This is a genomic window from Rhizobium bangladeshense, from assembly GCF_001662075.1.
GTDB classification, from domain to species: Bacteria; Pseudomonadota; Alphaproteobacteria; order Rhizobiales; family Rhizobiaceae; genus Rhizobium; species Rhizobium bangladeshense_B.
The window spans coordinates 1-14607 of sequence record NZ_LYPL01000011.1; the positions used below are offsets into that span (position 1 = coordinate 1).

Sequence of the window (14607 nt, forward strand, 5' to 3'; positions counted from 1 at the left end):
CCGCGGGGTGGAGCAGCCCGGTAGCTCGTCAGGCTCATAACCTGAAGGCCGCAGGTTCAAATCCTGCCCCCGCAACCAAACTCCTCAATAGACAATACTCAAAAAGCCCGCCTCGTGCGGGCTTTTGGCGTTTCTGGTAGAGCGTCGAGGAGTGAACGCCCTCGCGAGACGGTAAAGCCGACGCATTGAACGGTTCAAATCCTGCCCTCCCGCTGATACAAATCGCGCGCGCGATCGTCTGGATGCGAGAGCATTTCCGCGAAAATTGTTCGGTGGAGGATGCCGCCGAGGTTGCCACTATGAGCCGGTCGGCCTTTCACCCGCGGTTCTAGGCTATTACGATGTTGGGCCCGGTGGAATTTCGCACGCAGTTGAGACTGCAGCAAGCGCGGCGTCTGATGTTGAGTGAAGATCTGGATTGCCGCCAGCGCCGGTTTCGGTATTCGAGCCCATATCAATTCTCACGAGAATATCGGCGCGTATTCGTTGCGCCACCGTCGAAGCATAAGGTGGAACAGCGCTTTGTGCACATTCCCCATTTCCAGTTCTTGGGCGGCGCTCCGGCGTGACCCAAGACGGTGCATAGAAAGGTGTGTCAAAGTTAGGGTGATGGCGGGCTCATGCCGCGACCTGGGTCTTGCCGAAACTTTCCCGTACATCTCGCGCCGGTGATGCCCCAAACAACCGGCCATATTCGCGCGTGAACTGGGGGACGCTCTCATAGCCGACGGCGTAGGCCGCATTGCTGATCGGTGCGCCTTCAGCGATCATCATCCGCCGCGCCTCGATCAGGCGCAGTTGCTTCTGGAACTGGAGCGGAGACAGCGATGTGACCACGCGGAAGTGATGGTGGAATGAAGAAAGGCTCATTCCGGCGACGTCGGCCAATAGTTCGACCGTCAGAGCCTCCGCATATGCGTTCCTGATGAGCGCAACGGCCCTCCCAATCCGGTTGGCATGACTATCGGTAACGCCGAGTGCACGGATGCCTGCGCCGTGGCATCCCGCCAGGAGCCAGTAGTGCATCTCGCGGATCAGTTGGCTTTGCAGCAGCGGGATCGAGGCCGGACGATCGAGAAGTCGCATCAGGCGCAGTGCCGTGTCGGCGACTTCCGCTTCGGTCGGGTCAACGCGGATTGGAACGCCCGTTTCCGCTTGAGCAATACCGATTTCCAGGACGAGCGACTGCGTCACCGCCAGATCGATATCGAGAACAAGCGAGTAGTAAGGGACGCCGGCATTGGCCCGCGTGATCTGGCTGACATTGGGAACGTCGGCGGCAATCAGCAAGGAATCTCCAGCCCCGAAATCGAAGGTCGTGCTGCCCATGGTCACGCGCTTGGCTCCCTGAAGAACGAGGGCCACCAGCGGTTTGGAAATCGCATACTGCATTTCGCTCGGCGCCGTCGCCCGCATGGTAAAAAGCCCGGAGATGGGCGTGCGCGCAACACCATACTTATCAGCGTGGGCGTCGGCGAAACGGCGCACGCATGCGAGGAGGGTGCTGTTCATCGTGTTCCACTCCGATCGACCAGAATGCAGACATCCTAAAGTGCGAGCGCACCTCCCCGCAACCGGGCTTGGCGGATTGAGCAAGGATTCTGGATCCCACGACAGTGCCGACCGGGATGGCTTGCGGTAGTTAAGTCACAGGACGGAAGCAGCAGCTTCTAGAGTTTTAAGCAAGGAGAAAGTGTCCATGACCGGCCCGAAGGGCTGCAACATCCTGATATTGGCTTGCTTCTCCCAAAGGCGGGTCGATCCGCGGCTGCGTCTACAATGCCGAGACCGGCAATTCGGATGAGTCCAACGAGACGATCACGCCAGACCGGCTGATCGCCGGTATCGACGAGGCAGACCTCGACGCGCTTGTCTTGCCTGGCGGCGTGGTCAACCCCGACAAGCTGCGGATGGGATGAGAACGCCATCGCGCTGGTGAAGGACTTCGCCACCGGCGGGCAAGCCGATCGCCTCCATCTGCCACGGCCCATGGCTCCTGGTGGAGGCCGATGTCCTGCGCGGTCGTCATGCCACGGCCTGGTACTTGATCCGGACCGACCTCAGGAACGCCGGCTCGACCGTGGTCGATGCCGAAGTGGTGGTGGATGGCAACCTCATCACCAGCGGGATGCCCTCCGACATCCCAGCCTTCACGAAGGCGATCGTGAACGCCCTGACATGGCTGAGGAAAGCCGTCCCTGGTTTCAACGAACAGACAGGATGACATTGCCATGAGCAGCGGGTTTCAGCTTCTGATAAACGGTGAGCACCGCGAGGGCCGTGGCATGTCGACTGGTCCGCCATCCCTGAAAGAGTTTTATCCTCACCTCCGGGGCTCTTTTACAGGCGAGTTTCATGCTCTCCGGCCTCGTCGTCCATCCTGGCCGGATACTGACGAATCTGGGGTATCGAAAGGTCCGATCGTCGCAGAAGCGGTGATGATGGCACTCGAACCCCTGACCGGTCGCTAGACCGCCCATGATCTTCTCTACGCGGCCTGCCGGCGCCCGGTGGACGCTGGCAGGCCACTCCTCGAGGTGCTTGCGGAGACGCAGGACATGGCGATCCCGCTCGGTCGCGAGCGTCTGCACCACCTCACCGATCCCGCAAATTATCTCGGCTCTGCATCGCAGATGGTTGATCGCATTCTGCAGCCCGCACCGCGCTCCGGTCTGGAGAAATAGGCAAGGCTCGCCGAGGATCCGGCAACCGCTGGTCGCGACCTCTGTCATAAAATTCCTGTCACCAACAAACCGATTGAAGGAGAACGGACATGAATACAGTTTCCATCATCACCGGCGGTAGCCGTGGTCTCGGCCGCAACACCGCAGTCAGCATCGCGCGTCATGGCGGCGACGTCATCCTGACTTACCGCAGCGGTGCTGCCGACGCGCAAGCCGTCGTCGCCGAAATCGAAGCTCTCGGTCGCAGGGCGGTAGCCCTGCAGCTCGACGTGACGGACGTCGCCTCGTTCAAGGCCTTCGCAGACACCGTTCGGCATACCCTGTCGGCGACCTGGGGCCGCGACACCTTCGATCACCTGGTCAACAATGCCGGCCAGGGCGAAATGGCGAGCTTTGCCGAAACGACCGAGGCCCAGTTCGACGCTCTCTTCAACACCCATGTCAAAGGCGTCTTTTTCCTCACCCAGACGCTGCTGCCGCTGCTGGCCGATGGTGGCCGCATCGTGAATTTTTCCTCAGGCCTCACCCGCGTCTCGGCTGCTGGCTTCTCGGCCTATTCCGCGGCCAAGGGTGCCGTCGAAATCCTGACTCTCTACATGGCCAAGGAACTTGCCGACCGCGGCATCACCGCCAATACGGTGGCGCCGGGCGCGATCGAAACCGACTTCCTCGGCGGCGCCGTTCGTGACATGCCCGATCTCAACAAGCAGTTTGCCGGCATGATTGCGCTCGGTCGTGTGGGCGTCCCCGACGATATCGGTCCCATGGTGGCAAGCCTGCTGGGTCCGGACAACCGTTGGATCACTGCACAGCGGATTGAAGTTTCCGGCGGCCAGGTTATCTGACTCAACGCAGCCGTGAAGCCGCCGCCGAAACTGGTGACGACGGCCGACGCAGGGCCGAAGTGGCAGCCGTTGCTGGATTCCGATGCTGCCACTGGCCCCGCGGAAGAGGGAGATCTCCGGGACCGGATGCGTCTTGATGAGGTTCTGGCAAAGCATAAACCGGCTGCCATCCTGCACTTTGCCGCACTCATAGAGGTCGGCGGATCGGTTAAAGACCCGGTTGCAGGCGGCTGGCGCCAAGTCGTTCGTCTTTTCGTCGACATGCGCGACTTATGGCTTGCCGCAGAGCGCGCCGCTCGACGACACGCACCGGCAGCTGCCGATTAATCCGTGCGGCCGCACAAAGTACATCGTCGAGCTGGCGCTTGCCGAATACGACGCGTACACGGGCTTTCGATCGGTCGTGCTTCGCTTCTTCAACGCCGCCGGGGCCGACTTCGAAGGCCGGATCGGCGATTGGCATCAGCCGGAAACGCACGCCATACCGCTGGCGATCGACGCCGCCCTTGGCCGCCGCGAAGGCTTTAAGGTGTTCGAAACCGACTACGAGACCCGTGATGGCACCTGCGTGCGCGATTACATACACGTCCTTGACCTCGCCGATGCCCACGTGCGCTAGTCGCGATCCAGACGTTGTCCCTCGATTGCACGTGACGCAGGCAGTCGCGCAGCATATGGCCAAGCATCGGTCGGCCTGGCAAAGCCGATGCCCTGATAGAGAATCGGGCGAAGGACGAGGGAACACGCGGGGAGGAGCAATATGATCCGACAATAAAGTTGAGATTGCTGTCGATATCGGTGTAGCAATCGGTCTCCAAGGAACCCATCGTCATGCCATCCGCAATTCTCAATCGTTTCGTGACGCGGCTTTCTCCGCCGCCTATTCCCTCGGTCTTTGCATGGGCGCGCGACTATGCCGGTGCTTACGGGCCGCTGATCGACCTGTCGCAGGCCGTTCCCGGCTATCCCGCCCATCCCGAGATGCTGCGTCTCCTCGGCGAAGCGGCGGCTTCACAAGCCATGACGGGCTATGGGCCGATCGAGGGAGAAATGGTGCTGCGCGAAGTCTATGCGCGGCATGTGAGCGACATCTACGGCGCGCCGATCCAGGCTGGCAATGTCCAAATCACTTCCGGCTGCAATCAAGCCTTCATGTGTGCCGCCATCGCCCTTGCTTGCGCCGGTGACGCGATCGCACTCACAAACCCCTTCTATTTCAATCACGAGACGACATTGTCCATGCTCGGCATCAAGCGCATGCTTGTCGAGTGTGATGCGGCCAGCGGCTTCCTGCCGGATGTTGCGTCGGCTGAGCAGGCGCTTGCTGCCGGAGCGCGGGCGCTTGCGGTCGTCACGCCGAACAATCCGACCGGGGCCGTCTACCCGCCGTCACTGCTGGATGATCTTTTTGCGCTGTGCCGGAGATATGGCGCTTGGCTTGTCTTGGACGAGACCTATCGCGACTTTCTTCAGGGCGATTACGGTCGGCCGCATGAGCTTCTGTCCGAGCCCGGCTGGGAGGAGACGCTCGTTCTGCTTTACAGTTTCTCGAAATCGTTCTGTATTCCCGGTCACAGGCTGGGGGCGGTGACGGCGGGGCCCAAGCTTTTGGGCGAGATCGCCAAGATTATGGACAATATGCAGATTTGCGCCCCGCGCTCCGCCCAGGTGGCGGTAGCTGCCGCCTTGCCGGTGCTTGCAGATTGGCGCGCAGGCAATCGGCTCGAGATCGCCCGCCGAGCGGAGGCGCTGAAGGCCGTTCTATCCGATCTACCTGGTTGGGACATCGCCGCGATCGGTGCCTATTTCGCGTTCGTGCGCCACCCTTTTGCCCACCAATCTTCTGTCGAGGTGGCCGAGAGGCTGGCGAAGCAGGCGGGTATCGTCAGTATCCCTGGAAGCTATTTCGGCGTGGGACAGGAACGCTATCTGCGGCTTGCCTTCGCCAATGCCGACGCGGCGTCCATTAGGCTCCTGTCCAATCGCCTTCGTTGAAACAAAGCTAATTGGTATGAACGAGATCAGCCGCTGCGCCGAGCCTGCGATAGCCACCGTCCCAGTATAAGAGCGGACTGGTATGGGGTCGCACGGCGATGGCGCAGACCCGGCCGATCAGGATTACATAGGTGTGATGGTGTATCGCTTTCTCCAGCTCGCAATCCAGCACCGTCAGAGCGTTTTCCAGCGCGGCCGCCCCGGTTTTCAGGTGATGCCAGTTGGCATCGCGGTAGCGCTCGGCGCCGTGGCGCCCACCAACGCCGGCAAAGGACCGTGCGATATGCTGCTGGTCCTCGGCGAGTACGTTGACGCAAAAGCAATGGTGGCGTTCGAGAATCGTCCATGAGGAGGATGCTCGGTTCAGGCTGACGATAACCGAGGGAACGTCTGCCGAAAGCGATGAGACGGATGTCGCGGTGAAACCGGTACGCTCCTCGCCCTCGCCAACGGTGATGACGCTGACCGCGCCCGCGAGATGACGCATGGAAAGCTTGAACCTGTCCTGATCGATCGAGGATCCGTTCGTCATCGGAGCAACTCCTTCTTCATGCGGTAACGGGACCTTTCGCATAGCGATTTATGGGCCTGGAAAGGCTGAGATTCTCGCGTAGTGTCCGTCCTTCGTATTCTTCGCGGAAGAGACCGCGACGCCGCAATTCCGGCAGGACAAGCTTGATAAAGTCGTCAAGGCTGGAGGGTAGGGTCGGGAACATCAGGATGAAGCCGTCGGCGGCGCGCGTCTCGAACCATTCTTCCATGAAGTCGGCAATTTGCGTCGCTGTGCCGGTAATGCCGTTGCCGGTATGCTTTTCCGCATAATGGCGGACAAGCTCACCGACCGTGCGCCCGCTTTTGACGAAATCGACGAGTTCGTCGAATAAAGCGCGCGAGCCCTTGGGTTCCGAGGGAAGCCTGTCCATGGGGAAGGGCTGATCCAGCGGTACGCCGCGCAGATCGGCCTCGAGAAATTCCGAAAGCATCAGCCGGCCGACATCCGGATGCATCCGGTCGATGAGATAATTGACCTTGGCTTCGGCTTCGGCCTGCGTCTCCCCGACGTTGATGACCACGCCAGGCATGATTTTCAGATCTTGCGGATCGCGCCCGTAGGCAGGCATGCGGCCTTTGACATTGGCATAGAAGTCGCGATTGCGGTCGATGTTGGAGGCGAGGCTGAAGACGATCTCGGCGGTGCGCGCCGCCATATCCATGCCGGGTTCGGATCCGCCGGCTTGCGCGATCACCGGCCGACCCTGCGGCGAGCGGGCGATGTTGAGCGGACCGCGCACCTGGAAGTGCTTGCCCTTGTGGTTCAACGTGTGATGCTTCGTCTTGTCGTAATAGATGCCACTTTCCCGGTCGAGAAGCAGGGCATCCTCCTCGAAGCTGTCCCATAGGCCGAACACGACATCGATGAATTCATTGCCGCGCTCATAGCGCAGTGCATGCGGGTCCAGCCCTTCGCGGTTGAAGTTGTAGCCGGTCTCGTCGTGATCGGAGGTCACGACGTTCCAGCAGGCGCGGCCGCCGCTCAAGTGGTCGATCGATGCGAAGAGGCGAGCAACGTTGTAGGGCTCGTAGTAGCTCGTCGAGACGGTGGCGACGAGGCCGAGATTGCTGGTGGTAACGGACAGCGCCGCCAGCAGCGACAACGGCTCGAAGCGATTCATCTTGGTCGGAATGCGGGCAAGCGCATCGGGATCACCGACGGCTGCGGCGGGCGAATCCGCCATGAACATGAAATCGAATTTGGCTTCCTCGGATAGCTTGGCGACGCTGAGAAGATGACTGAAATCATTGGCGCCGTTGACGTCGCTGGCCGGATGAAGCCAGGAGGCTGGATGAAAGCCGAAGGTGTAGACAAAAGTGCCCAGCTTCATCTTGTCGGTGCGCGCCATTCCGTTCTCCTGATCGTCAAGCCCAAAGCGTGCGCGGATTATCGTCCTGCGGTATTTTTCATCAATATCGCAGCGCTGTCTTTCGTTTTAGTTTTTCTAAAAGTCTATGCCGTGGTCGACGGTGCGGATATGCGCGCCTGTTGGCGGGAGATCGAAACAAACCACTCGCGAAATGCGGGACCGAAGGGCTTCTGCAATGCCGCCCTGTCCCAGGCGAGAAAATAGCTCTCTTGCAACGGAATGCGGATATCGATGGGAATGACAAGCGTCTGCGCTTCCAGTTCATCCGCGATCATCGACATCTGCGCGAGAACGATGCCGCGCTTGTTGACGGCCGCATCGATGGCACTGCTCGACAGGGTGAAGGAAAGACCGGCGCTCCTCTCTTCGAGCGCTGCGCCCGTCTTGGCGGCGAATTCGCGCCAGCTCGGATAGGGCGTGAAATGCCGCTCCCATTCGACATGCAGGAGTGGATATTCGAGAAGCCGCGCCGCGGAGAGAGCCTTGCCCTTGATCAGCGCCGGCGAGCAGGCCGGGACGACCCAGTCGCGGAACAACTCCGTATAGTGTTCATGCTGCTGCACATCTGATCCATAGCTGATGCGGAAATCGATGTCGTCGAAACCCATACGCGGTTCCTTGTCACGGCCGACGATCCTGACATGGGCGCTCGGATGTAGGGCCTGCCAGTCGAAGATCCGGCGTCCTATCCATTTGTTGACGACGGAAGACAGCGCACTGAGAACGAGGGCATTCTCGTTGCGCGCCCGCTCCAAAATCTGTTCCGCAAGCACGAACTGCTCGAAGCCCTTCGAAATTTCATGATGATAGAGCCGCCCCCACTGGTTGAGCTCCACGGTACGGCCATTGCGCTCCAGCAAGGTGACGCCGAGAAAGCTCTCGATCTTGCGGATCTGCTGACTGATCGCGCTGGGGGAAACGTTCAGCTCCAGAGCCGCGGCGCTCACGCTGCCACAACGGCCCACAGCCTCGAAGACCTGCAGGCCCTTGAGCGGAACTGTCCTGATAGCTTGCTTCTCGATCAAGAGGCGCTTCCCCGCGGCAGTTGATCCATGACGCCTCTCTCACTCGGATGAAAGTCGCCGGCGAACTGGAAACGGTCGCCGGGATGGATGATCTCGACATAAGTAACCGTGCGGCTGCTCTGCCACGTCTGGCGGATCAGTGTCAGGCAGGCCGCGCCGCGCTCGGTCTCAAGCAGGCGTGCCATGGCCGCATCGGCCGAGACGGCGCGAATGACATGCCTTGCCTTCGACCAGGGCACCATGTCCAGCAACCATTTGCCGGGCGGAACTGAAGCAAAGTTTTCGGTTCTGGCAGACGGCACCATGGCGAGCATGATGATGCGCCGTTCCAGCGCATTCGGCTTGCCGTCCACCGCATGCAGGCAGTGAAGCCGCAGGATTTGCGCCCCCATTGGTTCGCCGAGCTGCGCTGCGGTCGCGGAATCCAGCGTCTCGATCTTTCGCATCAGTATCCTGTAGCTGTGGTCATGCCCCGCCAGCTCCGCCTCCGTGGAAATGTCCTGAATATCCATCACAGTGCGCTCGATCTGTCGCGAGGCGACGAAGGAACCAACCTTCCGGCGGCGTATGATCATGCCGCGCCCTGCCAAGGCCGAAAGCGCTTTGTTCACGGTCATCCGGGAACATTGATATTGTTGTACGAGCTCGTGTTCGATGGGGATGCGATAACCGGGCGGCCAGGCACCGCTTACGATCAAGGCTTCGAGGTCTTCGAAAATTCTCCGATGAATTGAGATCAACACTCACCTCGATCCAATGATGACATCCAATTTTCCGCGAAAGCCCGCTTTCACTGAGTCCACTGCCGCTATGCGGCACAAATCTTGCGTTCATCGAGTTTATTGTTTGACAGTGTAGGCCAGCCTGTATCTATTTGTATAGACAAAAGCGGGGACAACGCTTGGGGAACCGGACCTTCCATCGGAATGACAAAAAGCTGGAGAGAAATATGAGAAAGAATTCGCTTGTGACGGGGCTGGTCGGCGCTGCATTTCTGTTCGGCGCGACGATTTCTGCCCATGCCGCCGATACGCTTGCCGCCGCGAAGGCTGCCGGCACCCTGAAGGTCGGCACCGAGACGGCTTTCGCGCCGTTCGATTTTATCGATGCTGGGGAACATGTCGGCTTGAACGTCGATCTTTTTAACGAGATCGGCAAGGAACTCGGAGTGAAAATCGAATGGGTAACGCTACCCTGGGATGGCGTCTTCCCGGCGCTCGAGGCCGGCAAGTTCGATGTCGTCGCAGGCCCAGCGACGATCACCAAGAAGCGGATGGAGCGCTATCGCTTCACACCACCGTTGGCCGAGGCGACCATCGCGATCCTGAAAAAGGCCGACGACAAGACGATCAACAAGCCTGAGGATATCGCTGGGAAGAAGATCGGCGTTGGCAAGGCGACCGCGCAGCTCGATCAGCTCAAGGAATTTTCCGAAAGCTTGCCGGCCAAGGTGGACGTTCGCGAATATCCGGCCTTTACGGAGTCCTATGCGGACCTCGCGGCCGGCCGCATCGCCGGCGTTGCCAACTCGCTTCCGAATATTGCTTTCGTCGCCAAACAGCGCGAAGGCACGTTCGAAGTCGTTCAGCCGGCCTTCGGCAAGAAATCCTATTTCGGCTTTATCGGCCTAAAAGACGCCGATCATGCGCCGCTGATGGACGCGATCGATGCCGCCATGCTGAAGATCAAGGCTGACGGCCGTATGGCGACGCTGCAGAAGAAGTGGTTCGGCGCGAGTTTCGACACGCCGGATTCCGTCAAGGACCCGGCATTCTAATTGGTGACTGGAAATCGGCCATGCCTGCGTTAGCGCCGAGGCATGGCCGAGGAACGCGAGCGGACTCCTCCTTGCCGCCAAGCGGGCGAAATCTGAATCATGTCCATCAAACTCTTCGAGTTGCTTCTCCAGGCGTCGATCTACACGGTGACGATCAGTGTCGTGTCGATCCTCATCGGCTTCGCGATTGCGATCCTTCTTTCTGGAATGCTGCTATCGGGGCGTAGACTTTTCGTGCGATCTGCTCAGATTTTCATCAGCTTCTTCCGCGGCGTGCCGCTGCTGGTGCAATTGCTGCTGATCTACAATCTGCTTCCGGCTGTCGGCATCAACGTGCCGAGCATCGTTGCCGCGATCATCGGCCTGTCGCTCTGCACGGCAGCCTACCAGGCCGAGAATTTGCGCGGCGGCTTTGCCAGTGTGCCTCGGGGCCTGTTGGAGTCGGCTGAAATGGTCGGTCTGACGCCGCGCCAGCTCTTCCGCCGCATCAAAGTTCCGATCGCCCTGCGCCTCACGTTTCCAGCTCTCGTCAACGAGGCGATCCTGATCCTCAAGGCGTCATCATTGGTATCGGTCGTCGGCATTGTCGAATTGACGCGCATGGCGCAGGACCTGGCCGGCAGCACCTTCCTGCCCCTGCAGATTTTCGCATCTGCAGGCCTCATTTATCTGATGATCAACTGGCTGGTCGCGCTTGCCGGCGGCATGATCGAAAACAGATTGCCTGGGGTGCCGCGATGACCTTCGACATCAATGTCATCATCGGACAGTGGCCCGGCATCGTCAGCGGGGCGGGCGTGACGATCATGATCTGGATCCTCGGCACCATCGCTGCCGCCGTCATCGGCTTCCTGGTGGCAGTCGCCAGGCAATATGGCGGCGTCCTGATCGACAAGGCGCTGGGTGCCGTCGTAGCTGTTTTGCGCGGCACGCCGTTTCTCATCCAGATATTTCTGGTCTATTACGGCGGTCCCTTCGTCGGCCTTGATCTCGATCCCGTGCCCGCGGGATTGATCGGCATTTCGATCTATGGCGCGGCCTATTTCAGCGAGATCTTCCGTTCGGGCTTTCAGGCCGTGCCGAAGGGCCATATCGAGGCCGGCGAATGCGTCGGCTTGACGCGGAGGCAGATCGTCTGGCGCATTCTGTTGCCGGAAATGACGATGCTGGTGTTGCCGCCATCCGTGAACATGGTGGTTATCCTGATGAAGGAGACGGCGGTCTTATCCATCATCACCGTGCCGGAGTTGACGGCAACGCTGAGCGCTATCGGATCGCAGCAATATGCCTTCGTCGAAGCATTGTCCGTGCTGGCGCTCTTCTATTGGGTGCTCGTCGAACTCACCGGTTGGCTTGGCAATCTTGCCGAAACGAAACTTTCCAGATTCAGGTTTTTCAACGCATGAGCGTCCCTGCGATCGCAGTCAAAAATCTCATCAAGACTTTCGGAGAGACCACGGTCCTTCATGGCATCGATCTTGTCATCGAGCCCGGGCAGGTTTCCTGCCTCATCGGTCCATCGGGTTCCGGCAAGAGCACGCTTTTGCGCTGCATGGCTTTTCTCGAGGAGGCAACGCGCGGGACGATCTCCATCAATGGTGAAGTGCTTGGCTTCACCGAGGATTCTCGGGGACGGCGAGAGCGCATTTCGGGCGCCGCGAACCGTGCGATCCGCGCTCAGATAGGCATGGTATTCCAGCAGTTCAATCTCTGGCCGCACATGACGGCGCTCGGCAATGTCAGCGAGGCGCTGAAGATGGTTCACAAGATGAGCCGGAAGGAAGCCGAGGATGCAGCGATGGCGCAACTCGTTAAGGTCGGACTGGAAGCCCGAGCAGGGCACTATCCCTCGCAGCTATCCGGCGGACAACAGCAGCGCGTGGCGATAGCCCGGGCCCTCGCGCTGAAGCCCAAGATCATGCTGTTTGATGAGCCCACTTCGTCCCTTGATCCGGAACTGACTGGCGAAGTCTTGAACGTCATGCGCGATCTGGCCTCCGAGGGAATGACCATGGTCGTTGTCTCGCACGAGATAGGTTTTGCTGCGACCGTCGGCCAGCAGATCATCTTTCTCGACCACGGCAAGGTGCTCTTTAGCGGATCGCCCCAGGAGGTCTTTAAGAAGCCGAGAAATCCCCGCCTTGAACAATTCCTCGATACCTATCTCGACCGTGGCGCCTCTATGTTGCTTTAATGTGCATGTGCTTCCAGACCTCAGGCATTAAGTCGAGCACCTAGAATCGCCTGTCGGCGACGCTGCCGTCGCATCTCGATACCTGGATCTTCGTGTGCGCGGGCTCGGAGGCCAATGATCTTGCCGTGCGCATGGCGCGCGCGGTGACGAGCAAGGAAGGCATCGACTCACAAAAAGCCCGCCGATTCGGCGGGCTTTTTTGATTCCACAACACGTCAAGGCTAGCATTCAGCGATGAGCGATAAGCTGATTTGCGAATCCAGAATGCCTCAAGCAATCATATAGCCGCCGTCCACCGGCATCGATATGCCGTTTACCATGGCAGCTTCGTCGGAGAGGAGAAAAAGGACAACCTCGGCAATGTCCGTTGGTTCAGCGAAGCGACCGACAGGAATTCGCTTGATCATCCCCGCGGCCTTCTCGGGGTCGCTCCATGCCTTTACCGCCATCGGCGTCATCGTGACGGTTGGGTGGACGCCGTTCGTGCGTATGCCGTGAGGCGCAAGCTCCTTGGCCATGACCCGGGTCAAGCCATCCAACCCACCCTTTGAGGCACAATAGGCCGCGTGGTCGGGGATGCCGATGAAGGAGGCGACCGACGAGACATTGACGATGGCGCCTTGACGACCGTCCTTGATCAGCGATCGGGCGTATTCCTGGGCGACGATCATCGGAGCACGCGTGTTGACCGCGACAAGACGGTCAAATGCTTCGACTGTTGTCTCCAGGAACGGCTGGAGCTCGGTCGTGCCGGCGCAGTTGACGAGGAAATCGGCGGGAAGGGCGGCGATCGCCGCCTCTCTTGTCGCATCGACGTCCGCGAGATCGACCTGTATGGCCCGGCAGCCGGATTCCCCTCGCAGCGCTTCGACATCGGTGGCACTCCGGGTCAGGGCGACGACATGCGCGCCCCTTTCGACAAGCATCCTCGCGATTTCACGTCCAATGCCCTTTCCGGCGCCGGTCACGATTACCGTCTTTCCTTTGAACTCCATCGGTCGTCTCCCCTTACAGCCTCTGGCCTGTTTCCCGATCGAAGATATGCGCACGCCGGGGATCGATGTGGAAATACATCGTCCGTCCGGGATCGATCTCGATGCGTTCGCGAATGAGGGCGTCGATCGGTACGCCTCCGGTGCGGCCGAAGATCAATGTCTCCGAACCCGTGGGCTCGAACACCGAGACTTCGACCGGAACGCCATCCTCGCCGATCGTGATATGCTCCGGCCGGATGCCGTAGGTAACGGCCCTGCCTTCATCCGCATTTGTATTCCCTATGGGAAGGGCGATACCCTGGTCGGAGATGACGACCTTCCTGCCGTCGCGGGTCGCGATACGGCCCTGCAAGAAGTTCATCGATGGGCTGCCGATGAAGCCGGCGACGAAGAGGTTGACCGGGAAGTCGTAGAGATCGAGTGGCTTGCCGATCTGCTCGACCCTGCCGTCGCGCATCACCACGATCTTGTTGGCCATCGTCATGGCCTCGATCTGATCGTGCGTGACGTAGACGGTGGTTGTCTTCAGCCGCTGGTGAAGCTCCTTGATCTCGACGCGCATGGTGACGCGAAGCTTGGCGTCGAGGTTCGACAACGGCTCGTCGAACAGGAAGACCTTCGGATCGCGGACGATCGCGCGGCCCATCGCCACGCGCTGACGCTGCCCGCCCGACAGTTGCTTCGGATAGCGGTTGAGATAGGGCGTCAGGTCGAGAATCGCGGCTGCCCTGCCGACCTTCTCATCGATCTCCGCCTTAGGGCGCTTGGCCATCTTCAGCGGAAAGCCCATGTTCTCGGCGACCGTCTTGTGCGGATAGAGCGCGTAGCTCTGGAAGACCATCGCGATGTCGCGCTCCTTCGGCGGAGCGTTGGTAACGACACGGCCGCCGATCCGGATGTCGCCGCCGCTGACGGTCTCGAGACCGGCGATCATGCGCAGCAGCGTGGACTTGCCGCATCCGGATGGACCGACCAGCACGACGAATTCGCCGTCTTCGATGTCGACGCTGACGCCGTGCATGACCTGAAGCGCGCCATATCTCTTGGTGACGTCGCTCACCTGTACGTTTGCCAATGCCGTGCCTCCCTAAAGCAGCAATTTGACGTGCCACAGCGTCCTTTTCGCATCTGAGAAGACGCGCTTGGCTGTCGTGTCGTGATGGTGTTGAC

The 14607-nt window shown here is 60.0% G+C and carries 14 protein-coding genes, 1 tRNA gene and 2 pseudogenes; 10 read left to right on the plus strand and 7 right to left on the minus strand.

Going from position 1 to position 14607, the window contains the following annotated elements:
- Window position 1 precedes the first annotated feature (1 nt).
- Window positions 2-78, plus strand: a tRNA-Met gene (locus tag A7X77_RS20685).
- A gap of 540 nt (window positions 79-618) precedes the next feature.
- On the opposite strand, the gene A7X77_RS20690 is transcribed toward A7X77_RS20685, so the two are convergent.
- Window positions 619-1512 carry an AraC family transcriptional regulator gene (locus tag A7X77_RS20690; RefSeq protein ID WP_064684724.1) on the minus strand — a complete coding sequence of 298 codons (894 nt, stop codon included), beginning with the start codon at window positions 1510-1512 and terminating at the stop codon, window positions 619-621.
- Between the two features lie 454 nt (window positions 1513-1966).
- Here A7X77_RS20690 and A7X77_RS20695 point away from each other — a divergent pair, with 454 nt between their 5' ends.
- The 5 genes and pseudogenes from A7X77_RS20695 (at window position 1967) to A7X77_RS20710 (ending at window position 5524) form a co-directional block, all read left to right on the plus strand.
- Window positions 1967-2224: a DJ-1/PfpI family protein gene (locus tag A7X77_RS20695; RefSeq protein WP_197486871.1), complete on the plus strand. Its 258-nt coding sequence runs from the start codon at window positions 1967-1969 to the stop codon at window positions 2222-2224.
- Window positions 2225-2483: 259 nt separating this feature from the next.
- A pseudogene (locus A7X77_RS33570) lies at window positions 2484-2684 on the plus strand (3-carboxy-cis,cis-muconate cycloisomerase); the annotation flags it as partial.
- A gap of 89 nt (window positions 2685-2773) precedes the next feature.
- A complete protein-coding gene (locus tag A7X77_RS20700) occupies window positions 2774-3529 on the plus strand; it encodes an SDR family NAD(P)-dependent oxidoreductase (protein ID WP_064684726.1) in 756 nt (251 codons plus the stop codon).
- Window positions 3530-3622: 93 nt separating this feature from the next.
- Window positions 3623-4145: pseudogene (locus A7X77_RS20705) on the plus strand (NAD-dependent epimerase/dehydratase family protein); the annotation flags it as partial.
- A gap of 215 nt (window positions 4146-4360) precedes the next feature.
- A complete protein-coding gene (locus A7X77_RS20710) occupies window positions 4361-5524 on the plus strand; it encodes an aminotransferase (protein WP_064684727.1) in 1164 nt (387 codons plus the stop codon).
- 7 nt (window positions 5525-5531) lie between these two features.
- On the opposite strand, the gene A7X77_RS20715 is transcribed toward A7X77_RS20710, so the two are convergent.
- The 4 genes from A7X77_RS20715 to A7X77_RS20730 form a co-directional block, all read right to left on the minus strand.
- Window positions 5532-6056, minus strand: coding sequence for a flavin reductase family protein (locus A7X77_RS20715; RefSeq protein WP_064684728.1), 525 nt, complete (start codon window positions 6054-6056; stop codon window positions 5532-5534).
- Between the two features lie 16 nt (window positions 6057-6072).
- Complete coding sequence (locus tag A7X77_RS20720; protein ID WP_064684729.1) at window positions 6073-7425, minus strand: LLM class flavin-dependent oxidoreductase; 1353 nt, start codon at window positions 7423-7425, stop codon at window positions 6073-6075.
- A gap of 104 nt (window positions 7426-7529) precedes the next feature.
- Window positions 7530-8471, minus strand: coding sequence for a LysR family transcriptional regulator (locus A7X77_RS20725; RefSeq protein WP_064684730.1), 942 nt, complete (start codon window positions 8469-8471; stop codon window positions 7530-7532).
- Window positions 8468-9211, minus strand: coding sequence for a UTRA domain-containing protein (locus tag A7X77_RS20730; protein ID WP_064684731.1), 744 nt, complete (start codon window positions 9209-9211; stop codon window positions 8468-8470). Before A7X77_RS20730 ends, A7X77_RS20725 begins: the two co-directional genes overlap by 4 nt.
- 209 nt (window positions 9212-9420) lie before the next feature.
- On the opposite strand from A7X77_RS20730, the gene A7X77_RS20735 reads away from it, so the two are divergent.
- The 4 genes from A7X77_RS20735 (at window position 9421) to A7X77_RS20750 (ending at window position 12442) form a co-directional block, all read left to right on the plus strand.
- Window positions 9421-10248, plus strand: coding sequence for a transporter substrate-binding domain-containing protein (locus A7X77_RS20735; RefSeq protein WP_064684732.1), 828 nt, complete (start codon window positions 9421-9423; stop codon window positions 10246-10248).
- A 99-nt stretch (window positions 10249-10347) separates the two neighbouring features.
- Window positions 10348-10989, plus strand: coding sequence for an amino acid ABC transporter permease (locus A7X77_RS20740; RefSeq protein ID WP_064684733.1), 642 nt, complete (start codon window positions 10348-10350; stop codon window positions 10987-10989).
- On the plus strand, window positions 10986-11654 hold the full coding sequence (locus A7X77_RS20745) for an amino acid ABC transporter permease (RefSeq protein WP_064684734.1): 669 nt from the start codon (window positions 10986-10988) through the stop codon (window positions 11652-11654). The genes A7X77_RS20740 and A7X77_RS20745 overlap by 4 nt, the downstream gene beginning before the upstream one ends.
- Window positions 11651-12442 (plus strand): amino acid ABC transporter ATP-binding protein, encoded by a 792-nt coding sequence (locus A7X77_RS20750; RefSeq protein WP_064684735.1) that lies wholly within the window; start codon window positions 11651-11653, stop codon window positions 12440-12442. The genes A7X77_RS20745 and A7X77_RS20750 overlap by 4 nt, the downstream gene beginning before the upstream one ends.
- 269 nt (window positions 12443-12711) lie before the next feature.
- On the opposite strand, the gene A7X77_RS20755 is transcribed toward A7X77_RS20750, so the two are convergent.
- A complete protein-coding gene (locus A7X77_RS20755) occupies window positions 12712-13437 on the minus strand; it encodes an SDR family oxidoreductase (RefSeq protein ID WP_064684736.1) in 726 nt (241 codons plus the stop codon).
- A 13-nt stretch (window positions 13438-13450) separates the two neighbouring features.
- Window positions 13451-14512 carry an ABC transporter ATP-binding protein gene (locus A7X77_RS20760; protein WP_064684737.1) on the minus strand — a complete coding sequence of 354 codons (1062 nt, stop codon included), beginning with the start codon at window positions 14510-14512 and terminating at the stop codon, window positions 13451-13453.
- Window positions 14513-14607: the final 95 nt, after the last annotated feature.